This window comes from Serratia sp. X10 (genome assembly GCF_017811775.1).
GTDB classification, from domain to species: domain Bacteria; phylum Pseudomonadota; class Gammaproteobacteria; order Enterobacterales; family Enterobacteriaceae; genus Serratia; species Serratia ureilytica.
In genome coordinates, this window is record NZ_JAEIOH010000004.1 from 434,547 (window position 1) to 455,760 (window position 21,214).

General features: G+C 60.8%; 17 protein-coding genes and 1 riboswitch. Of the genes, 5 read left to right on the forward strand and 12 right to left on the reverse strand.

The window, feature by feature from the left end:
* Nucleotides 1–175: 175 nt before the first annotated feature.
* A complete protein-coding gene (locus J9788_RS16340) occupies nucleotides 176–2,542 on the reverse strand; it encodes a DNA polymerase II (RefSeq protein ID WP_182265277.1) in 2,367 nt (788 codons plus the stop codon).
* A gap of 215 nt (nucleotides 2,543–2,757) precedes the next feature.
* On the opposite strand from J9788_RS16340, the gene J9788_RS16345 reads away from it, so the two are divergent.
* Nucleotides 2,758–3,528, forward strand: a complete 771-nt coding sequence (locus tag J9788_RS16345; RefSeq protein WP_182265278.1) for a DedA family protein — start codon at nucleotides 2,758–2,760, stop codon at nucleotides 3,526–3,528.
* A gap of 27 nt (nucleotides 3,529–3,555) precedes the next feature.
* Here the strand turns inward: J9788_RS16345 and ilvN are convergent, their stop codons facing one another.
* The 7 genes from ilvN to sgrR form a co-directional block, all read right to left on the reverse strand.
* Nucleotides 3,556–3,849 (reverse strand): acetolactate synthase small subunit, encoded by a 294-nt coding sequence (ilvN, locus tag J9788_RS16350; RefSeq protein WP_033641839.1) that lies wholly within the window; start codon nucleotides 3,847–3,849, stop codon nucleotides 3,556–3,558.
* Between the two features lie 3 nt (nucleotides 3,850–3,852).
* Nucleotides 3,853–5,547: an acetolactate synthase large subunit gene (gene ilvB / locus J9788_RS16355; protein WP_182265279.1), complete on the reverse strand. Its 1,695-nt coding sequence runs from the start codon at nucleotides 5,545–5,547 to the stop codon at nucleotides 3,853–3,855.
* Between the two features lie 111 nt (nucleotides 5,548–5,658).
* Nucleotides 5,659–5,772: an ilvB operon leader peptide IvbL gene (gene ivbL / locus J9788_RS16360; RefSeq protein WP_154747116.1), complete on the reverse strand. Its 114-nt coding sequence runs from the start codon at nucleotides 5,770–5,772 to the stop codon at nucleotides 5,659–5,661.
* A gap of 89 nt (nucleotides 5,773–5,861) precedes the next feature.
* Entirely contained in the window at nucleotides 5,862–6,566 is a 705-nt protein-coding gene (gene thiQ / locus J9788_RS16365; RefSeq protein WP_182265280.1) for a thiamine ABC transporter ATP-binding protein ThiQ, read from the reverse strand.
* A complete protein-coding gene (thiP, locus tag J9788_RS16370) occupies nucleotides 6,553–8,160 on the reverse strand; it encodes a thiamine/thiamine pyrophosphate ABC transporter permease ThiP (RefSeq protein WP_182265281.1) in 1,608 nt (535 codons plus the stop codon). Before thiP ends, thiQ begins: the two co-directional genes overlap by 14 nt.
* A complete protein-coding gene (gene thiB / locus J9788_RS16375) occupies nucleotides 8,136–9,122 on the reverse strand; it encodes a thiamine ABC transporter substrate binding subunit (protein WP_042783680.1) in 987 nt (328 codons plus the stop codon). Before thiB ends, thiP begins: the two co-directional genes overlap by 25 nt.
* A 57-nt stretch (nucleotides 9,123–9,179) precedes the next feature.
* Nucleotides 9,180–9,298, reverse strand: a riboswitch (TPP riboswitch).
* A 37-nt stretch (nucleotides 9,299–9,335) separates the two neighbouring features.
* Nucleotides 9,336–10,997 (reverse strand): HTH-type transcriptional regulator SgrR, encoded by a 1,662-nt coding sequence (gene sgrR / locus J9788_RS16380; protein ID WP_046898117.1) that lies wholly within the window; start codon nucleotides 10,995–10,997, stop codon nucleotides 9,336–9,338.
* A 90-nt stretch (nucleotides 10,998–11,087) separates the two neighbouring features.
* On the opposite strand from sgrR, the gene sgrT reads away from it, so the two are divergent.
* The 3 genes from sgrT (at nucleotide 11,088) to J9788_RS16395 (ending at nucleotide 14,231) form a co-directional block, all read left to right on the forward strand.
* On the forward strand, nucleotides 11,088–11,261 hold the full coding sequence (gene sgrT, locus J9788_RS16385) for a glucose uptake inhibitor SgrT (protein ID WP_071845093.1): 174 nt from the start codon (nucleotides 11,088–11,090) through the stop codon (nucleotides 11,259–11,261).
* A 156-nt stretch (nucleotides 11,262–11,417) separates the two neighbouring features.
* Nucleotides 11,418–12,614, forward strand: a complete 1,197-nt coding sequence (locus tag J9788_RS16390) for a sugar efflux transporter (RefSeq protein ID WP_182265282.1) — start codon at nucleotides 11,418–11,420, stop codon at nucleotides 12,612–12,614.
* Nucleotides 12,615–12,758: 144 nt separating this feature from the next.
* Nucleotides 12,759–14,231 (forward strand): DASS family sodium-coupled anion symporter, encoded by a 1,473-nt coding sequence (locus J9788_RS16395; RefSeq protein WP_182265283.1) that lies wholly within the window; start codon nucleotides 12,759–12,761, stop codon nucleotides 14,229–14,231.
* Between the two features lie 37 nt (nucleotides 14,232–14,268).
* On the opposite strand, the gene leuD is transcribed toward J9788_RS16395, so the two are convergent.
* The 4 genes from leuD to leuA are packed head-to-tail and all read right to left on the reverse strand — an operon-like array spanning nucleotide 14,269 to nucleotide 18,951.
* Nucleotides 14,269–14,871, reverse strand: a complete 603-nt coding sequence (gene leuD / locus J9788_RS16400) for a 3-isopropylmalate dehydratase small subunit (protein ID WP_182265284.1) — start codon at nucleotides 14,869–14,871, stop codon at nucleotides 14,269–14,271.
* A 9-nt stretch (nucleotides 14,872–14,880) separates the two neighbouring features.
* Entirely contained in the window at nucleotides 14,881–16,281 is a 1,401-nt protein-coding gene (gene leuC / locus J9788_RS16405) for a 3-isopropylmalate dehydratase large subunit (protein WP_182265285.1), read from the reverse strand.
* Between the two features lies 1 nt (nucleotide 16,282).
* Complete coding sequence (leuB, locus tag J9788_RS16410) at nucleotides 16,283–17,374, reverse strand: 3-isopropylmalate dehydrogenase (RefSeq protein ID WP_025159635.1); 1,092 nt, start codon at nucleotides 17,372–17,374, stop codon at nucleotides 16,283–16,285.
* A gap of 2 nt (nucleotides 17,375–17,376) precedes the next feature.
* A complete protein-coding gene (leuA, locus tag J9788_RS16415; RefSeq protein ID WP_004932820.1) occupies nucleotides 17,377–18,951 on the reverse strand; it encodes a 2-isopropylmalate synthase in 1,575 nt (524 codons plus the stop codon).
* 872 nt (nucleotides 18,952–19,823) lie between these two features.
* Here leuA and leuO point away from each other — a divergent pair.
* On the forward strand, nucleotides 19,824–20,771 hold the full coding sequence (gene leuO / locus J9788_RS16425) for a transcriptional regulator LeuO (protein WP_046898119.1): 948 nt from the start codon (nucleotides 19,824–19,826) through the stop codon (nucleotides 20,769–20,771).
* Nucleotides 20,772–21,214 lie beyond the last annotated feature (443 nt).

A 21,214-nucleotide genomic window follows, 5' to 3' on the forward strand; every position in this document is an offset into this window, starting at 1 on the left:
GTCAGCTAATCCCGGTTTGTTTTAAATTTGGCGGGCAATAGCCGTTCACGCCATGCAGACGTCGCGAGACGGCAGGGCTAAGCGTGGTTCAGTTTTGGGAAGGGCGCTATGGTAATGGAAGGCGGCGCGTTCGTCACCTGCAAAACCGGATGATTTTTCTTAACCTGGCGCAATCTCAAAACAGCCCCATCTGCCCGGTGACCAGCGTGGTGAAGTCGTCGTGCAAGAAAGGGAGTATAGCGTCTGCCACCGGTTGCAGCTGACGTTCGAGGTAGTGCTGATAATCGATGGGCGAATGGCGGGTTTCCAGCGGTTCCGGCCCGGCGACGGTCATCACGTAGCTGATCCAGCCGCCGTTCTGATACTGCAGCGGCCGCCCCTGACTGCGGTTGTAGTCGTCGGCGATGCGCGCGGCGCGGGCGTGCGGCGGCACGTTGCGCTGATAGTCGTCGAGCTTTCTGCGCAGCCGTTTGCGGTACACCAGTTGATCGTCGAAGTCGCCGTTCAGGGTTTTGCCGACGTAGTCGCGCACATAGTCCTGGTAGGGCTGTTGTTTGAAGATGCGCTGATAGAGCTGCTGCTGGAACTGCTGCGCCAGCGGCGTCCAGTCGGTGCGCACCGTTTCCAGGCCTTTGTACACCATCTCTTCCTGGCCGTCGGCGCGCGCGATCAGGCCGGCGTAGCGTTTTTTGCTGCCCTGCTCGGCGCCGCGAATGGTCGGCATCAGGAAGCGGGAATAGTGGGTTTCGAACTCCAGCTCCAGCGCGTTCTCCAGCCCGAACTGCTGCTGCAGATGCTGCTGCCACCAGGCGTTGACCCGTTGCACCAGCGCCCGGCCGATCTGCGCCGCCTGTTGTTCGTCATGCGGCTGTTTCAGCCAGACGAAGGTGGAGTCGGTGTCGCCGTAAATCACCTGATAGCCTTCGGCTTCGATCAGCTCGCGGGTTTGGCGCATGATCTCGTGGCCGCGCAGGGTGATCGACGACGCCAGCCGCGGATCGAAGAAGCGGCAGCCGCTCGATCCCAGCACGCCGTACAGCGCGTTCATGATGATCTTCAGCGCCTGCGACAGGGGCTTGTTGTGCTGGCGTTTGGCGGCCTCGCGCCCCTGCCAGATCTGCTCAACGATCGCCGGCAGGCAGTGTTTTCTGCGCGAGAAGCGGGCGTTGCGAAAGCCGGGCACCGAGTCGGCGTCATTTGGGTGGCGCATGCCTTCCACCAACCCGACGGGATCGATCAAGAAGGTGCGGATGATCGACGGGTACAGGCTTTTATAGTCCAGTACCAACACCGAATCGTACAGGCCGGGCCGGGAATCCATCACAAAGCCGCCGGGGCTGTGTTCCTCCGGCTGTTCGCCGAGGTTGGGGGCGACAAAGCCCAGGCGATGCATGCGCGGCATATAGAGGTGGCTGAAGGCCGCCACCGATCCGCCGCTGCGATCGGCCGCCAGCCCGGTGACGGTGGCGCGCTCCAGCAGGAAGTTGAGCAGGTCGGCCTTGGCGAAAATCCGCGTCACCAGCTCGCAGTCCTTCAGGTTGTAGCGGGCCAGCGCCGGCTTGTCTTCGGCGAAGCGCCGGTCGATCTCCGCCATGCGTTGATAAGGATTGTCGATCGCCTTGCCTTCGCCCAGCAGTTCCTGCGAAACGTATTCCAGGCTGAAGGAGGGAAAGTTCCAGGTGGCGGATTTCAGCGCTTCGATGCCGTCGATGATCAGCCGGCCGGCGGCGGCGGCGAAAAAATGGTTCTGTTTGAAGCCGTGCTCACGCCACTCCAGCAGGTTGCCGCCGCGCCCCAGCCGCAGCGGGATCTGGTAGCGCTCGGCGTGCTTTTGCAGCACCCGCAGATCGAACTGTACCAGGTTCCAGCCGATGATGGCGTCGGGATCGTGACGCTCCAGCCAGGCGTTCAGTCGTTCCAGCAACTGAGGGCGGCTGGCGCAGTATTCCAGATTGAAATCCAGCGGCTCATCGCCGCCGTTGGCCGGCCCCAGCATGTAGACCTGCCGCTGGCCGCAGCCTTCCAGCGCGATGGAGTAAAGTTCGCCGTGGGCGGTAGTCTCGATATCCAGCGATACCAGTTTGAGCGTTGGGCGGTACTCCGGCGCCGGCTTCATCTGGCCGTTGAGCAACAGGCCGCCGCCGTTGGGGCTGCCGTTGAACCACACCGGCGCGGTGATGAAGCGTTCCATCAGGTAGCGCTCCGGGGGGCGAATGTCGGCTTCATAGACCGCAACGCCGCCTTCCCGCAGCAGTTTTTCCAGCTTGATGAGCTGACGGTGCTGGCGGCAGTACAGCCCCAGCATCGGGCGGTGATGAAAATCCGTCAGCGCCAGCGGTTTCAGTTCCACCTGCCGTTCTTCGCGCAGCAGCAGTTCCGCGCGCGGCCTTTGTTCGGCGGGGATAAACGCCACCGAGGTTTGCGGCGGCAGACGCAGCTGGCGCGGGCCCGCGTCGGTCGCCAGCCAAAATTCGACCTCGGTGCCGGCGGGCGTGTCGCGCCAGTGGCGAGTGAGCAGGAACCCCTGTTGCAGTGCTGTCATAACCCCTTCGTTTTCCGCCGGGCGGCGTGTGCGACGTTCAGCGTGATGTCGGTTTTGGCGCTAATATAGATAAATTACAGTATGGGTTTTTATACAGTGATTGTCCATCGCCGTGCGGCGTTGCCAAATACGCATACAATTCATCGATTGACTCGCCAGCGGCGGCGCTGGAAAATCCTCGGCCCCGTTTGGCCCGAATAATCCACAGAGGTGTAATGGAAGCCTATTTACAAGATTTGATCACCCAGTCACTGGCTTTCACTCTGATGGTCGTTCTGCTGGTCGCTTTTCTGGAGTCGTTGGCGCTGGTGGGGCTGCTGTTGCCCGGCACGGTGATGATGGCCAGCATCGGCGCGCTGATCGGCAGCGGCAAGGTGGATTTTTACTACGCCTGGGCGGCGGGCATCGTCGGCTGCCTGCTCGGCGATTGGATCTCCTATTTCGTCGGCCGCGCCTTTAAGGGGCCTTTGCATCGCTGGTCGTTTCTGAAGAAGAACAAAGCGCTGCTCGACAAAACCGAACATGCCTTGCACCAGCACAGTATGGCGACCATTTTGATCGGTCGCTTCGTTGGCCCGACGCGCCCGCTGGTGCCGATGGTGGCCGGCATGCTCGATTTGCCGCCGTACAAGTTTGCGTTGCCGAACATCATCGGTTGCCTGACCTGGCCGCCGGTCTATTTCTTCCCCGGCATTCTGGCGGGGGTGGCGATCGATATCCCCGCCGACGCCAACAGCGCGACGTTCAAGTGGCTGTTGCTCGCGGCGGCGCTGCTGGTCTGGCTGGCGGTGTGGCTAAGCTGGCGCTGGTGGCGCGAGGGTAAGCGCAGCGCCGATCGGCTGAGCCGTTGGCTGACGCCGCTGCGGCTGCGCGTGGTGTGTGGATTGAGTTGGCTGGCGGCGTTGGCGGTCGGCTATTTGCTGAGCCAACAGCCGCTGATGCCGTTGTACCGGCATCTGTTGTGGCAGGTGCTGTCCGGGCAATGATTGCGGGGGCATTAGCCCCCGTTCTCCTTACTGGAAGAACGCTTCCAGCTGTTCAAATACCCGCACGTCTTCGCTGTGGCGCTTCACCCGCAGCACGTCTTCCAGCTTTTCCACCTGGCTTATCATTTGTTCCAGCCGCTGATCGTCGGCGACCAATAGCCAAATGCGGCTCTGTTGGCCGTCCTTCAACGGCAGACATAAAATGCCTTCGACGTTGAACGCGCGGCGAGCGAACAGCCCGCAAACGTGCGACATCACGCCGGGATGGTTGCGCACCGCCAGCTCCAGGATCACCTGGGGTTTATCTTGTGGTTGCAGCATGGCTTATTCTCCAATCATGTCGATGTTGGCGGCGCCCGGCGGCACCATCGGGAACACTTTTTCATTGATATCGATCAGCGCGTGGATCAGGCAGGGACCCGGACGTTGGATCGCCTCGGCCAGCGCCGCCTGCGGATCTTCCGCGGCGTTCAGATCGCAGGTATCCAGCCCGAATCCGGCGGCGATTTTCAGGAAGTCGGTACGCTTCGGATAGGCGGCGGCGAAGATGCGCTGCTGGTAGAACAGGGTTTGCTGCTGGTGCACCAGCCCCAATGCCTGGTTGTTCATCAAAATGATTTTCACGTCCAAATCGTGCTCGACCGCGGTGGCCATTTCCTGAATGTTCATCATCAGGCTGCCGTCGCCGGAGAAGCACAGCACTTTACGTTCGGGCTCCGCCAACGCCGCGCCGATCGCCGCCGGCAAACCGAAGCCCATGGTGCCCAGGCCGCCCGACGTCAGCCACTGGCGCGGCCGGCTCAGTGGATAGGCCTGCGCTACCCACATCTGATGCTGACCCACGTCGGTGGTGATGATGGCGCTGTCGTCCACGCAGCGCGCGGCGGCCAGCACCAGGCCGTAATGGCTCAGCGGATCGTCGGCGTTCGGCATGTTGAACGGGAATTCGCGCTTCAGGTCGTTGACGGTGTTCAGCCACGCGCTGCGCGGCTGCGTGTCGATCTGCGGCAGCAGCTGTTGCAGCACCTGGCCGACGTCGGCATGGATCGCCACGTTGGCCTGTTTGACCTTGCCCAGCTCGGCGCGGTCGATATCCACATGAATGATGGCGGCGTTAGGGCAGAACTGCTCGGTTTTGCCGATCGCCCGATCGTCGAAGCGCGCGCCCAGCACGATCAGCAGATCGGCCTCCTGCAGAATGAAGTTGGTGCTGCGCGCCGCGTGCATGCCCAGCATGCCCAGCGACAGCGGGTGTTCCACCGGCATCGCGCCCAGCGCCATCAGCGTCATGGTGGTGGGCAGACCGGCGCGCTCGGCCAGCTCCAGCGCCTGCCGGTGAGCGTCGGCGCAGATGATGCCGCCGCCCAGGTAGAGGATGGGGCGTTTCGCCTGATTGATCATCGCGGCGGCCTGCGAAACCAGCGCCGGATCGAAGCTCGGGGAGGCGTCCGGTACGGCGATCGGCGGCAACTCTTCCAGGGTGATGGTGGCGGTCTGCACGTCTTTCGGCACATCGATCCAGACCGGGCCGGGACGGCCGGACTCGGCGATGCGGAACGCGTCGCCAATCACCTGCGGCAGCTCGCGGATATCGCGCACCAGATGGTTGTGCTTGGTGATCGGGATGGAAATGCCGTAGGTATCCACTTCCTGGAAGGCGTCGGTGCCGATCATCGAGGAAGGCACCTGCCCGGTGATGCACACCAGCGGAATGGAGTCGAGCTTGGCATCGGCGATGGCGGTGACCAGGTTGGTGGCGCCCGGCCCGCTGGAGGCGATGCACACCGCCGCTTTGCCGTTGGCGCGCGCCATGCCTTGCGCCATAAAGCCCGCGCCCTGTTCGTGGCGCGCCAGCACGTGGTGAATGCGGGTGCTTTGGCTCAGCGCGTCATACAGCGGCAGCGCGGCGCCGCCAGGGATGCCGGCGACGGTGGTGATGCCCTGACGCTCCAGCAGATGAACGATCAATTGTGCGCCGGTAAAGCTGGTGCCCGGTTGAGGCGTGCCCGAAGTTGCCATGTTCCTGTCCTTTCTCAAGGCCGGTGAGCTTTTCTGGGCAGGGTGCTAAAACAAGAAACCCCGCCCGGTTTGCGCCGGCGGGGTTTGGGAATCGATGCGTTGATTCGGACCCTACGGCGCATTGCCGACGACCACCACCACACGCACGACGACCACCGCGGCTGGTAGCGCGGTAACTAGTAGGGTCGAAGTCAGCGAGGATGCGATCACAGGGAACCTTATCATCAGTAAAAAAAAGTCAGGTTTTTATAAAAACACAGGCGCAAAATTCGCACAACAGGTTTATTGGCGCAGCATAAAAAACGCGCGTCAGATCACGCTTTACACGAAATGCCCAGCACGCGCGCTTCCGGTGCGCTGCCGTCCAGCAGGGCCTGCGTCGGGCCGTCGTAGTAGATGCGGCCGTCGACCACCAGCAGCGTGCGCGGCGCGATGCGCGCGGCGTCGTCGAGGTTGTGCGACACCATCAGCAGCGTCAGGTCGCGCTGTTCGCACACCGTCTGCAGCAGCTGCAGCATCTCGTTGCGCAGCGCCGGATCGAGCGCCGAGAAGGGCTCGTCGAGCAACAGGATCGGCCGTTGGCGAATCAAACAGCGCGCCAGCGCGGCGCGCTGACGCTGACCGCCGGAAAGCTGCGCTGGCAGGCGATCCAGGTGTTCTTCCAGGCCGACCTGACGGGCGATGTGTTCTCGCTGTTGACGCTGCTGCGCAGTCAAGCGCAGACCGGGATCCAACCCCAACCCGATGTTCTGCGCCACCGTCAGGTGCGCGAACAGGTTGTTTTCCTGAAACAGCATCGACACCGGCCGTTTGGCCGGCGGCGTGGCGGTGTGATCTTCGCCGTTCAGCAGCAGCCGGCCGCTGGCCGCCGGCAGAAAACCGGCGATCAGGCTCAGCAGGGTGCTTTTACCGGCGCCGCTGGGGCCGAGCACCGCGACGCGCTCGCCCGGCTGGATGCGCAGATCAAAGCGCATCGGCAGGTGTTCATACAGATAGGTCAGTTTTTCAAGCGTCAGCATGGCGGCCCGGTAAGCGTTCAATCAGGGTAAACAGCAGGAAGCACAGCAGCAGCAACAGCAGCGCGGTCACCGCTCCGTCCTGGCTGCGGTAGGCGCCAATCTGCTGATACAGGTAAAAAGGCAGGGTACGGAAATGCTCGTTGCCAAACAAGGCGACCACGCCGAAATCGCCGATCGACAGCACGCAGGCGAAGGCCAGCGCCTGCGCCAGCGGGCGGCGCAGGGCGCGCAGTTCAATCAGCCGCAGCCGTCGCCAGCCGCGGATATCCAGCGACAGGCACAGCGGGTTGTAACGTTCGGCGAGATCGCGCATCGGGTTCTCCAATACCTTCAGCGCATAGGGCACCGCCATCAGCGCATTGGTGAGGATCACCAGCGCATAGGGCGACTGCGGCAGCCCGATCGTATCGCTCAGCAGCAGGAAGAAGCCGGTGGCCAGCACGATGCCCGGCATCGCCAGGATCACCATGCCGCTCAGCTCCAGCGCCTGGCCGCCGCGCAGGTGCTGCCGTAGCTTCAGCTCGCGGCTGCTCCACAGCAGCATTATCGTGAGCGCCACGCACAGCGCTCCGGCGCCAAGGGCGATGCGCAGCGACGTGAACAGCGCCTGCCACAGCACCGGCTGGCGCAGCACGCTGACGATAGCCTGATTGGCGCCGTCGGCGATCACCGCCAGCAGAGGCGGCAGCAGCAGCAACAGCGCGGCGGCGATCAGCAGAAAATCGCTGATGCGCCGCCACAGGCTGTCTTCCGGGTTGCGCCAGCGCTGGGCGTGGGTATGCCCTACCGGCAATGCCTGGCTCAGGCGTTGGCTGATCAGCACCAGCCCCAGACAACAGCCCAGTTGGATCAGCGCCAGCAGGGCGGCGCGGCCCAGATCGTAGTCGTAACTCAGCGCCTGGTAGATCGCCAGCTCGATGGTGGTGGCCTGCGGCCCGCCGCCCAGTGACAGCACGGTGGCGAAGCTGGCGAAGCACAGCATGAAGATCAGCGCGCCGCTCGGCAGGATTTGGCGGCGCAGCGCCGGCCATTCGACGAAGCGGAACTGCTGCCAGCCGTTCATGCCCAACTGGGCGGCCAGCTGGCGCTGCTCCACCGGAATGTTCTCCAGCGCCTGCAGCAACAGGCGGGTGGCCAGCGGCAGGTTAAAGAACAGGTGCGCCAGCAGAATGCCCTGCAGACCGTAGGGTGAGAAATCATACTCGACGCCCAGCCAGCCGCACAGCGTCGCCAGCCAGCCCTGGCGCCCATAGACGCTGAGCAGGCCGAACACCGCCACCAGCACCGGCAGCACCAGCGTCATGGCGCACAGCCGCAGCAGCAGTCGTCGGCCGGGGAAATGACGCCGATAGAGCGCGCGCGCCAGCAGAATGGCGGGCAGCACCGAAATCAGCGCCGACAGCAGCGCCTGCAGGAAAGTGAAGCGCACCACGTGCCACAGGTAGCTGTCCTGCCACAGGCCGCGCCAGTCGCTGTCCGGCGCGTGACGCCACAGCGAGCCCATCGCCAGCGCGGCGACCAGCAGGATCATGCCGGCGGCCAGCAGCCCCGGCAAGAGCCCGCGGGGGATCAGCGGCTGACGGCGGTTTGCCATGCCCGGATCCAGCCGCCGCGTTGTGTGGCCACCTCTTCGGCGCTGTATTGCAGCGCGGTATGCGGCACGTTCATCTGTTCAAAGCCGACGGGCAGCGGGGTGTTGATCACCGGGTACATCCAGTTGCCGGTCGGGATGGTGTTCTGGAACGCCGGCGTCACCATGAACTGCATGAAACGCTCCGCCAGCTCAGGCTGTTTGGCGGCCTTCAGTTTGCCGGCCACTTCCACCTGCAGGTAGTGGCCTTCGCTGAACGTGGCGGCGGCGTAGCGGTCTTTTTTCTCGGCGATCAGATGATAGGCGGGGGAGGTGGTGTAGCTGAGCACCAGATCGCCTTCGCCTTTCAGGAACAGGCCGTAGGCTTCGCTCCAGCCTTTGGTGACGGTCACGGTCTTTTTCGCCAACTGCTGCCAGGCGGCCGGCGCCTTGTCGCCATACACTTTTTGCATCCACAGCAGCAGGCCGAGGCCCGGCGTGCTGGTGCGCGGATCTTCGTAGATCACCTTCCAGTCACGATCGCTGCTGACCAGCTCCTGCAGGCTTTTCGGCGGGTTCTTCAGTTTTTCCTTGTCGTAGACGAAGGCGAAATACCCGTAGTCGTAAGGCACGAAGGTCGCGTCCTGCCAGCCGCCCGGCACCGTCAGTTTGGCGGTGTCCACGCCGCTCGGCGCGAACAGGCCGGTTTGCTGCGCCGCCTGCAGCAGGTTGTTGTCCAGTCCCAGCACCACGTCGGCGGCGCTGTTCTTGCCTTCCATGCGCAGGCGGTTCAGCAGTGAGACGCCGTCTTCCAGCGCCACGAACTTCAGCTCACAGTCGCACTCGGCTTCGAAGGCTTTTTTCACCGCCGGGCCTGGGCCCCAGTCGGCGGCGAAGGAATCGTAGGTGTAAACCGTCAGCGTCGGCTTGGCGAACACCGGCGCGGCGCACAGCAGCAATAAGCAGGGCAGATATTTTTTGACCACGTTGCACTCCTGAAAAATAAGGGGGCAAGGGCATCTGAGGGGGCGAGGCGGCGTCGCCGGTTCGCTGGGCTCAAATCCCTCCGCCGGTATTGACCGGATCAGGTTCGACGGGTGTGCTCTCAGCGGAAAATCGGGCTTATCACGCGGCCCGACTCTCCGCACCCCGTTGAGACGGCGCTATTGTAAAGATTAACCGACCCGGGCGAAAGGCGCTTATGCCTCCGGCGGGGCAAACCAGGCTGACTTGAAGTCGAACCAGCCGAGGGTGTTCATTCGCACGCCGCGCATGCTGCGCTGGCCGTGCAGCTGCAGCCAGTGGTGGAACAGCGGATGCAGTTGGTGATTGCTGACCAGGCGCTGGCAGAACTCCGCCAGCGGCAGACGGTTGGCGCGCCACAGCGCCGCATCCTGCGCCAGGTCCTCGCTCATGCAATGCTGCATCAGCGGCAGCTCGTACAGCGTGGCGAACAGCGAAAACTCCAGCGGCAGATAGAAGTTGGCGCTGCCGAGCCACAGATCGCTGCGCGCGTCGCCCTGGTGCCAGGTGGCGTAATCCACGCTTTGCACGATCAGGCGGATGCCGTGCTGCGCCAGCAGCGGCTCGATCGCCTGGCGGATGGCGTGGAACTCTGAATGCTCATTGAAGTGGGTCATCGTCAGTTCGGTCAGCCCCGCCGGTTTGGGCTGCTGCGCCAGCGCGCGGTTGTGGTGCCAGCGCGGCAGCAGGCCGTACGCCGGCGACCAATAGCGCTGGTAGAGCGGCCCGGCGTGGCTCAGCAGCGAAATGGGGTTGATCAATTCGCACAGCCAGCTGCGCATGGCGGGATCGGCCGCCAAGGGAGAGCGCTGATCGAACAGCAGGAAGTAGCAGCCTTCTTCCAGCCGGCTTTCCAGCTCGCTGTTGCCGGTTTCATCGCCCTGCAGCTGTACGCCGGAGTGCACCAGTTCTTCGGAGAATTCCGGCAGCACCCAGATGTTGACCTCATCGATCAGCGCCCGGTAGCCGAAATAGTCGTCGAAGGCGTGGATCTTCATCTGGCTGGGAAGGTTGCGCACCACGCGGTAGGGGCCGGTGCCGATCGGATGGCGGGTGAAGTCCGGCAGATCGCGCCATTCGCGCGGCAGGATCATGGCGTGCACGCTGCCCAGCAGCCAGGGCAGCCAGTGGTCGGGGCTGCGCAGATGCACGTCGACAACGAACGGTGTCGGCGAGGTGACGCTTTCGATATGCGAGAACAGCGGTTGCGAGGTCAGACGCGAAAGCGAGCTGATGACGTCCGCCATCTCCAGCTCGCGGCCATGATGAAAATGGATCGCCGGGCGCAGGTAAAAACGCCAGTGCAGCGGCGTCAGCGCCTGCCAATGGTGGGATAGATCGGATTCGAGTTCCCCGTTTTCCTCATTTATGCGCGTCAGGCCGTTGAAGATCTGACGTGCCAAATGGGTCTCGGAACGCCGCAGCGCCGAGCCGGGCAGCAGGTTGTACAACTGCCGATAGTAGAGCACCCGCAGGATATGTTTCCCCTGACGGAAGCTGCGGCCCAGCTGCGACAGCAGCATTTGGCGCACCACGTTTTTGTCGCCTACCAGTTGCACCAACTGATCGATGCGATCCTGCTCCAGCAGCTCCTCGGCCCGCTGTTGCTGCAGCGCCAGGCCGGTGTAATGGAAGGTTAGCCGCGAACGCTTGCCGCGTCCCGACTCCGCCTGCCAGGTGAGCCAGCCCTCCCGCTGCATGGCGCTCAACAGGGAGCGCACGTGGCGCCGCGAACAGCTCAGCGCCTCCGCCAGCGCCTGCAGCGTGGTGTCGGTGGTTTCACCGTGGCAGCGCTGCCACAGACGGATGAACTGCTGCTGCAATCTGGACGTGGACATAAAAGAGGAACACTCCTGTCTCAACTCGTCAATTTTTCTTTCCCTATATTACGCTGATACTTTTCATCAATGAAAGGGGAGGGCGTAATCATGAAAGCTTTCTTATCCAAATCGTTCTATCAACGCTATTTCAGTGCGGTGCGTCGGCAGCACGCCGACTGGCTGAACGTGGTGCCCGAGCAGGCGCGGCTGGCAATATTGGCGCACCTGACACAATGGGATATCAAAGAGATGAGCGACAAGCAGTATCGCGAGCACCTGTAAGGCGCTGCGGCATAAAAGTTTCTGAGTAATGGTGCTGTTTCACCAGCCAGTGGGTCGCCCCACTGGTTTTTTTATTTGCGGTTAGGGCGATGGACTTGCATTTTCCTCGCCGTGACCTAAGGTTTTTGCTTCTGCTTTGGGATCAGGGAAGAGGATATGGAACGCCTGAGACGGTTATCACTGCGCATCAACCCCATCTTTGCCGCCTTCCTGCTGATCGCTTTTCTCTCCGGCATCGCCGGCGCGTTGCTGACGCCGACGCTCAGCCTGTTTCTGACCACCGAGGTCAAAGTGCGGCCGCTGTGGGTCGGGCTGTTTTACACCGCCAACGCGGTGGCCGGCATCGTCGTCAGTTTCCTGCTGGCCAAACGTTCCGACACCCGCGGCGATCGGCGCAGGCTGATCCTGCTGTGCTGCCTGATGGCGGTCGGCAACTGCCTGCTGTTCGCTTTCAACCGCGACTACCTGACGCTGATCACCGCCGGGGTGTTGATGTCCGCGGTTGCCAACACCGCCATGCCGCAGATCTTCGCGCTGGCGCGGGAATACGCCGACAGCGAGGCGCGTGAAGTGGTGATGTTCAGTTCGGTGATGCGCGCCCAGCTTTCGCTGGCGTGGGTGATAGGCCCGCCGCTGTCGTTTGCGCTGGCGCTGAATTACGGCTTTACCGTGATGTTCCTGATCGCCGCCGCCACCTTCGCCATCTGCGTGCTGCTGGTCAGGTTCATGCTGCCTTCGGTGCCGCGCGCGGCGGACGGCGACGGGCTGCGGGACGGCGCATCCGCGCCGATTGCGCCCGCCAGCGCCTGGCGCAATCGCGACGTGCGTCTGCTGTTCATCGCCTCGATGCTGATGTGGACCTGCAACACCATGTATATCATCGACATGCCGCTGTATATTACCGCCGATCTCGGCCTGCCTGAGGGGCTGGCCGGGGTGTTGATGGGCACCGCCGCCGGGCTGGAGATCCCGGCGATGCTGCTGGCCGGTTACTACGTCAAACGTTTCGGCAAGCGCAACATGATGCTGCTGGCGGTGGCGGCGGGCGTGCTGTTTTACCTCGGGCTGACGGTGCTGGCGACCAAGCCGACCCTGATCGCGTTGCAGCTGCTCAACGCGGTGTTTATCGGCATCGTCGCCGGTATCGGCATGCTCTATTTTCAAGATTTGATGCCGGGCCGACCGGGCGCCGCCACCACGCTGTTCACCAACAGCATCTCGACCGGGGTGATCCTGGCCGGGGTGCTGCAGGGCGCGCTAGTGGAGAACCTCGGTCATGGCTCGGTGTATTGGATGGCGGCGCTGCTGGCGCTGGCGGCGCTCTGGATGAGCGCCAAAGTGCGTGAAGTGTGAGGTCAAACGACGGCATTCTTGATGCAAGTCATTGAGAAGGCTGAAGCGGACGCCCAAGCTGAAGGCATATGGAGCGCGATCGTTGCGTCCACGCCCGTCTCGCTATTGAGATGCCGCCTTGTTGTTTAGAACAGTGGGAACGTTATGGATAAACTCACACCGCTCAAACCGCTTCCTTCCCTGTGCGCCCTTGCCGCCACGCTGATCATCTGGTTCCTCATTCCCGTGCCGGAGGGCGTTGCGCCCAACGCCTGGCAGCTGCTGGCGTTATTTATCGGCACCATCATCGCCATCATCGGCAAGGCGATGCCGATCGGCGCAGTCTCGGTGATCGCCATCGCCCTGGTGGCGGTGACCGGCGTCACCAACCCCGGCAAGCCGGGCGCCGCGCTGGACGACGCGCTCAGCGGTTTTTCCAACCAGCTGATCTGGCTGATCGGCTTTTCTATCATGATCTCCCTCAGCCTGAACAAAACCGGGCTGGGCGCGCGCATCGGCTACTACTTTATCTCGCTGTTCGGTAAAAAAACGCTCGGCATCGCCTACGCATTGACGTTGGCGGAAACCACCCTGGCACCGGTGACGCCGAGCAACACCGCGCGCGGCGGCGGCATCATTCACCCGATCATGAAATCGATCGCCGACAGCTTTGGTTCCAAACCCGAGCTCAATACCTCCGGCAAGATAGGCCGCTATCTGTCGCTGGTGAACTACAACATTAACCCGGTCACCTCGGCGATGTTTATCACCGCCACTGCGCCTAACCCGCTGATTGTCAGCCTGATCGCCAAAGGCACCCACGGCAGCTTCGAACTGTCCTGGTCGATGTGGGCGATCGCCGCCCTGGTGCCGGGGTTGTGTTCGCTGATCGTGATGCCGCTGGTCATTTATCTGCTGTACCCACCGGAGGTGAAAAGCACCCCGGATGCGCCGCGTTTCGCCCGCGAAAAGCTGCAGGCGCTGGGGCCGGTGACGCTGCCGGAGAAAATTACTCTCGGGGTGTTCGCGCTGCTGTTGGTGCTGTGGGCCGGCATTCCGGCGATGATCTTCGGCCCGGCGCTGGCGGTCAATCCTACCACCGCTGCGCTGATCGGCCTGGCGGTGCTGCTGGCTACCGGGGTGCTAAGCTGGGAGGATGTGCTGAAGCATAAAGGGGCCTGGGATACCGTCGTATGGTTCTCGGCGCTGGTGATGATGGCCAGTTTCCTCGGCAAGCTGGGGCTTATCGGCTGGCTGTCGCAGACCGTCGGCAACGGCATCGACCATATGGGCATGAGCTGGGTGGGCGGCACGATCTTGCTGACCCTCATTTATCTGTATTCTCACTATTTCTTCGCCAGCACCACCGCACACGTAACGGCGATGTTCGCCGCCTTCTTCGCTGCCGGCATCGCGCTCGGCGCGCCACCGGCGCTGCTGGGCCTGATCCTGGCGTTCTCTTCTTCGCTGATGATGTCGCTGACGCATTACGGCACCGGCACCGCGCCGATCATCTTTGGCTCCGGCTACGTGACGCTGGGGGAGTGGTGGAAAGCGGGATGGGTGATGAGTGTAATTAACCTGCTGATCTGGATAGTGATCGGCGGCGCATGGTGGAAGCTGCTGGGCTACTGGTGAGGAAAAAATTCACCCGCCGGGCGGCGGGTGAAGGGGATTAATTCAGAAACGCCGGCTGCTGCGCTTCGTAGCGGGAGATGTCCGCTTCGTGCTGCAGCGTCAGGCCGATGCTGTCCAGCCCGTTGATCATGCAGTGGCGGCGGAAGCTGTCGATTTCGAACGGATAGCTTTTGCCGCCGGCGTTGACCGTCTGGTTCTCCAGATTCACCACGAACTCCGTGCCCTCGTTGGCGTCCACCAGTTTGAACAGCTCGTCCACCTGCTGCTCGCTCAGCGTCACCGGCAACAGCTGGTTGTTGAACGAGTTGCCGTAGAAGATATCGGCGAAGCTCGGCGCGATCACCACTTTGAAACCGTAGTCGGTCAGCGCCCAAGGGGCGTGTTCGCGCGAGGAGCCGCAGCCGAAGTTTTCACGCGCCAACAGGATGCTGGCGCCTTTATAGCGCGGTTTGTTCAGCACGAACTCCGGGTTCGGTTGCTGGCCGGCGTCGTCGAGGAAGCGCCAGTCGTTGAACAGGTGCTGGCCGAAACCGGTGCGGGTCACCTTCTGTAAAAACTGCTTGGGAATAATGGCGTCGGTGTCGACGTTGGCCGCATCCAAAGGCACCACTAAGCCGGTATGTTGAGTAAATTTAGCCACGTTAGCCCCTTAGTGAATATCACGGATGTCGGCGAAGTGACCGGCGACGGCGGCCGCGGCGGCCATCGCCGGGCTGACCAGGTGGGTGCGCCCACCGCGGCCCTGACGCCCTTCAAAGTTACGGTTGCTGGTGGACGCGCAGCGCTCGCCCGGATTCAGGCGGTCGTTGTTCATCGCCAGGCACATCGAGCAACCCGGCAAACGCCATTCGAAACCGGCTTCGATAAAGATTTTGTCCAACCCTTCGGCTTCCGCCTGGGCCTTCACCGGGCCGGAGCCTGGCACCACGATGGCCTGCACGCCGCTGGCGACCTTGCGCCCCTTGGCGATAGCCGCCGCCGCGCGCAGATCTTCGATGCGCGAGTTGGTGCAGGAGCCGATGAACACTTTGTCGATCGGCACCTCGGTCAATTTGATGCCCGGTTTCAAATCCATGTAGGCCAACGCTTTCTCGGCGGAGGCGCGCTCGACCGGATCGCTGAACGATTCCGGTGCCGGGATCGCCTGATTGACGGCGATCACCTGGCCGGGGTTGGTGCCCCAGGTGACCTGCGGCGCGATCTCTTCGGCGCGCAGCGTCACCACGGTCTCGAACTGGGCGTCAGCGTCGGACTTCAGCGTGCGCCAGTAAGCGACCGCCTGCTCCCAGTTTTCACCGGTCGGTGCGAACTGACGCCCCTTCAGGTAAGCGAAGGTGGTGTCGTCCGGCGCGACCAACCCGGCTTTGGCGCCCATTTCGATCGCCATGTTGCACAGGGTCATGCGGCCTTCCATGCTCAATGCCTCGATCGCCTTGCCGCAGAACTCCACCACGTGGCCGGTGCCGCCGGCGCTGCCGGTTTTGCCGATCACCGCCAGCACGATGTCTTTGGCGGTAATGCCCTCGGCGGCATCGCCGGTGACCTCAATCTTCATGGTTTTGGCCCGGCCCTGCTTCAGGGTCTGGGTCGCCAACACGTGCTCCACTTCGGAGGTGCCGATGCCGAACGCCAGCGAGCCGAAGGCGCCGTGGGTCGCGGTGTGTGAATCGCCGCAGACGATGGTCATGCCCGGCAGCGTCATGCCTTGCTCCGGCCCGATCACGTGCACGATGCCCTGGAACGGGTGGTTCAGGTCATACAGCGAAACGCCGAATTCCGCGCAGTTCTTGATCAGCTCCTGCATCTGGATGCGCGCCATCTCGCCGCTGGCGTTGATGTCTTTGGTCTGGGTCGATACGTTGTGATCCATGGTGGCGAAGGTTTTGCCGGGCTGGCGCACCTTTCGGCCCATGGCGCGCAGGCCGTCGAACGCCTGCGGCGACGTGACTTCGTGCACCAGGTGACGGTCGATATACAGTAACGGCGTCTCGTTCGGCGCTTCGTGCACCACGTGGGCGTCATACAATTTCTGGTATAAGGTCTTGGCCATGTTATGCCCCCTGAGCTACAAAGCGAGCGATGATGTCGCCCATTTCATCGGTGCTGACGGCTTTGCCGTCACCGGCCAGATCGGCGGTGCGGTAGCCCTGTTCCAACGCCTGGTTGATGGCGCGCTCCACGGCGTCGGCCGCTTCATCGGCGCCCAGGCTGTAACGCAGCAGCAGGGTAGCGGACAGGATCTGCGCAATCGGGTTGGCGATGCCTTTGCCGGCGATATCCGGCGCGGATCCGCCCGCCGGTTCGTACAGGCCGAAGCCTTGCTCGTTCAGGCTGGCGGACGGCAGCATGCCCATCGAGCCGGTGATCATCGCGCACTCGTCGGACAGGATGTCGCCGAACAGGTTGGAACACAGCAGCACGTCGAACTGGGACGGATCCTTGATCAGCTGCATGGTGGCGTTGTCGATATACATGTGCGACAGCGACACGTCCGGGTAATCCTTGGCGACCTGATTGACCACTTCACGCCACAAGATGGAGCTTTGCAGCACGTTGGCCTTGTCGATCGACGTCACCTTGTGGCGGCGCTTGCGGGCGGATTCGAAGGCGATGCGCGCGATGCGTTCAATCTCGAAACGGTGATACACCTCGGTGTCGAAGGCGCGCTCCTGCATGCCCTGGCCTTCGCGGCCCTTCGGCTGGCCGAAATAGATGCCGCCGGTCAGTTCGCGCACGCACAGAATATCGAAGCCGCGGGCGGCGATATCGGCGCGCAGCGGGCAGAACGCCTCCAACCCTTGATACAGGCGGGCCGGGCGCAGGTTGCTGAACAGTTTGAAGTGCTTGCGCAGCGGCAACAGCGCGCCGCGTTCCGGCTGCTCGGCCGGCGGCAGGTGTTCCCATTTCGGGCCGCCCACCGAGCCGAACAGGATGGCGTCGGCCTGCTCGCAGCCGGCGACGGTCGCCGCCGGCAACGGGCTGCCGTGGCGATCGATGGCGATGCCGCCGACGTCGTACTCGGCGGTGGTGATGCGAATGTCAAAGCGTTGACGCACCGCGTCCAACACTTTGCGCGCCTGAGCCATTACTTCCGGGCCGATGCCGTCTCCGGGCAAGACGGCAATGTGATAAGTCTTCGTCATGTTCACACCGTTTCCTGATTATTTTGATGTTTGTTTTGCTGCAGACGCTGTTTTTCTTTTTCTACCTGCTGTGAGCGCCAAATATTGTTCAACACGTGCACCATCGCCTTGGCGGAGGATTCGACGATGTCGGTCGCCAGACCCACGCCATGGAAACGGCGGCCGTTATAAGAGACGACGATATCCACCTGACCCAGCGCATCGCGCCCATGGCCTTTGGCGGTCAACTGGTACTTCACCAGTTCGATCGGGTAATCGGTGATGCGATTGATCGCCTGATAGACCGCATCGACCGGGCCGTTGCCGGTGGCGGCTTCGGCTTTCTCTTCGCCGCCGCAGATCAGTTTCACCGAGGCGGTGGCCATGATGCTGCTGCCGGACTGCACGCTGAAGTAACCCAGGCTGAAGTGCTCCGGCTCTTCCTGTTGTTTGTTGATGAAGGCCAGCGCCTCCAGGTCATAGTCGAACACCTGGCCTTTTTTGTCGGCCAGTTTCAGGAAGGCGGCGTACAGGGTATCCAGGTTGTAGTCCTGTTCCTGGTAGCCCATCTCTTCCATGCGGTGTTTCACCGCCGCGCGGCCGGAGCGGGAAGTCAGGTTCAACTGCACGTCTTTCAGGCCGATCGACTGCGGGGTCATGATTTCGTAGTTTTCGCGGTTCTTCAGCACGCCGTCCTGGTGAATGCCGGAGGAATGAGCGAAGGCGTTGGAGCCGACGATCGCCTTGTTGGCCGGGATCGGCATGTTGCACAGCTGGCTGACGATCTGGCTGGTGCGGAAGATTTCCTGATGATTGATGTTGGTGTGCACGTTCATGATGTCCTGGCGCACCTTAATCGCCATGATCACCTCTTCCAGCGAACAGTTGCCGGCGCGCTCACCGATGCCGTTCAGGGTGCCTTCCACCTGACGGGCGCCGGCCTGGACCGCGGCAATGGAGTTGCCGACCGCCATGCCCAAATCGTCGTGGCAGTGTACGGAGATGATGGCTTTGTCGATGTTCGGCACGCGGTCATACAAGGTGGTGATGATGCCGCCGAACTGGTTCGGCGTGGTGTAGCCGACGGTGTCCGGGATATTGATGGTGGTGGCGCCGGCGTTGATGGCGGCTTCGACCACGCGGCACAGATTGTCGATCGGCGTGCGGCCGGCGTCTTCGCACGAGAACTCCACGTCGTCGGTATAGTTGCGGGCGCGTTTGACCGAGCGCACCGCCATCTCCAATACTTCGTCGAACGAGCGCTTCAGCTTCGATTCGATGTGCAGGGTGGAGGTGGCCAGGAACACGTGGATACGGAACGCTTCAGCGACGCGCAACGCTTCGGCGGCCACGTCAATGTCTTTGTCCACGCAGCGGGCCAGGCCGCAGACGCGACTGTTCTTGATCTGGCGAGCGATGGTTTGCACCGATTCGAAATCGCCCGGCGAAGAGACCGGGAAGCCGACTTCCATCACGTCAACGCCCATTCTTTCCAGCGCCAGCGCAATCTGAATCTTCTCTTTTACGCTCAGACTGGCCTGCAATGCCTGTTCGCCATCACGCAGCGTGGTATCGAAAATAATGACTTGTTGGCTCATCGGTGCATTCCTTATCGTGTTGATTTCACGCTAAGCGGGCAAAAAAAAACCCGCGCAGTAGCGCGGGTTTCTTATGGGTGATCGGCTGAGTCAGCTCCGAACTTCGTCCACAGGCATACCGCGCAAACAAGATGCGTTGAGTAGTAGGCCTAGTAGACGGTGAGTACGGATCATAAGGGTTCAGCTTCTCTTAAATTGGGTGTCTGCCTAATTTGATACGTGATTGGCCAGGCGATGTCAACACCTGATTGAATGCGGGGACAATGCACCGGCTACGCATCCAAACAGAGGATCATTCGGTAAAAATGTGGCGCCATAGAGAAAAAATGGGAGCAGTTTGCGCGCTGCTTAGCATAAACGAATCGAATATATACTGCGCTAATTGCTTCTGGATTTTGTTGGGTTAAGATTTGTGATGAAAAAATAAGGAGGATTAATCACGGGAGGAAACAAAATAACATTTTTAATGCGAATGATTTAAATTGAATTCATATGATTAATTGATTGTTTTAGTCATAATATAACAAAATAATGCGGTTTTACACAAAGTGATTGATGTTTTTAGATGGTTTGATTGCTTATGATGTGTTTTTATAGTTTGTCTCATACAGTGCGGTTACGTTGTTTAATTGTATTAATCATTGTGAATACCTAATTATTAGTACCACTCAGGTGGCATTCTTCCTGCTGACGGTAGAAGTGACTGATATGCATTCCATATATGACTTAAATCGTGTCGATAACACGAGGTTTTTTATCGGCTGATGACGGTAATGGCAGGATTTGTCGTGCAAAGATAAGACAATGCGGCGTTTCATTGTTTGTCGAGCATAAGGATTAGATTATCTACACAGGATTTAGTGGAGTGAAATATGGCTGAATATGATTCAGAAATCGCCATGGTCAAAGAGCCGGCGGACATCCATTTGCGCAGCGTCGATCTTAATTTGCTGACGGTGTTTGACGCCGTGATGCAAATGCAAAATATTACGCGAGCCGCTAATTCGTTAGGGATGTCGCAGCCGGCGGTGAGCAACGCGGTAGCACGTCTGAAGGTGATGTTCAACGACGAGCTGTTCGTGCGCTGCGGGCGCGGGATCCAGCCCACTATGCGTGCCAGGCAGCTGTTCGGGCCGGTGCGGCAAGCGCTGCAGCTGGTGCAAAATGAGTTGCCGGGATCTGAGTTTGAGCCGCTGACCAGCACGCGAGCGTTCTCCCTGTCCCTGTGCAGTCCGCTCGATTTGCGTCTGGGCGCCGGGATAATCAATCACGTCAAACAGATAGCGCCGCAGCTTAACCTGCAAATAAAGTCATACATTAACAATAATATTGAACATCAATTGCGATATCAGGATGTTGAATTTGTCATCGGCTACAGCCGTTTCGAGTCGGCGGAGTTTCGCAGCCTGGCGATGTTCGACGACGAATTAGTGCTGGCGGTTGCGCAGGCGCACCCGCGAATAGAGGAGGAGGTGACGCCGGAACACATGTTGGCCGAACAGCACGCGGCGGTTTCCCTGGAAAGTTTTGGATCGTTCAGTAAACCTTTCTATTTAGAAGAACCGATGTTGCGCGCCGTGACACAACAGTGCACGGATCTCTACAGCGTGTTGAATATGGTGTCGCAAACGGAAATGGTGGCGATTGCGCCCGCCTGGTTGGTGCGGCAACAGACGGAGGCGTTGAAAATAAAGGCGGTTCCTTTGTGCGCCAATCACAATAAAGCGACCTGCTATCTTTCCTGGCATGAATCTTCCGAACGGGATAAAGGGCACCAGTGGATGAAGTCCGTCCTGATTGAGGCGGGTAACCCAAAGTAAAGCGATAAAAAATGGGGATATATAAAGATAATATTCAACTGAGCGTTTTTTTCTCATGATAAAAACTAAGAACTATCTGGGTTTTTATTAAGATGTTTCTTGGTTTTGCGGCGATTAAATAACTTATTTTCAGGGTGAGTTGGTTCGTTTACCAAAAATAATTAATATGAATTAATATTCTGATTTTTACTTTAAGACTGGTATTTTAAACTAACTCGATGCGGCGGCCCGGATGGGCCGCGTTTTATTGCCGCCAGCAAACCTTTTCCTTCCCGTTCTGTCCAACCTATGAAAGCGCGAAAGCCGGCCTGAGTTTTGGCTCACACTTCTACGCTGAAATCGCTTTTCCCCCTGCCTGAGAGTAGGTAGACTGCGCGGAAAAAAGTAAACACGTGTAAGCTGAGATGAGGGCCGTAAGGCGTCGTTCAGGCTTAACTGTATGA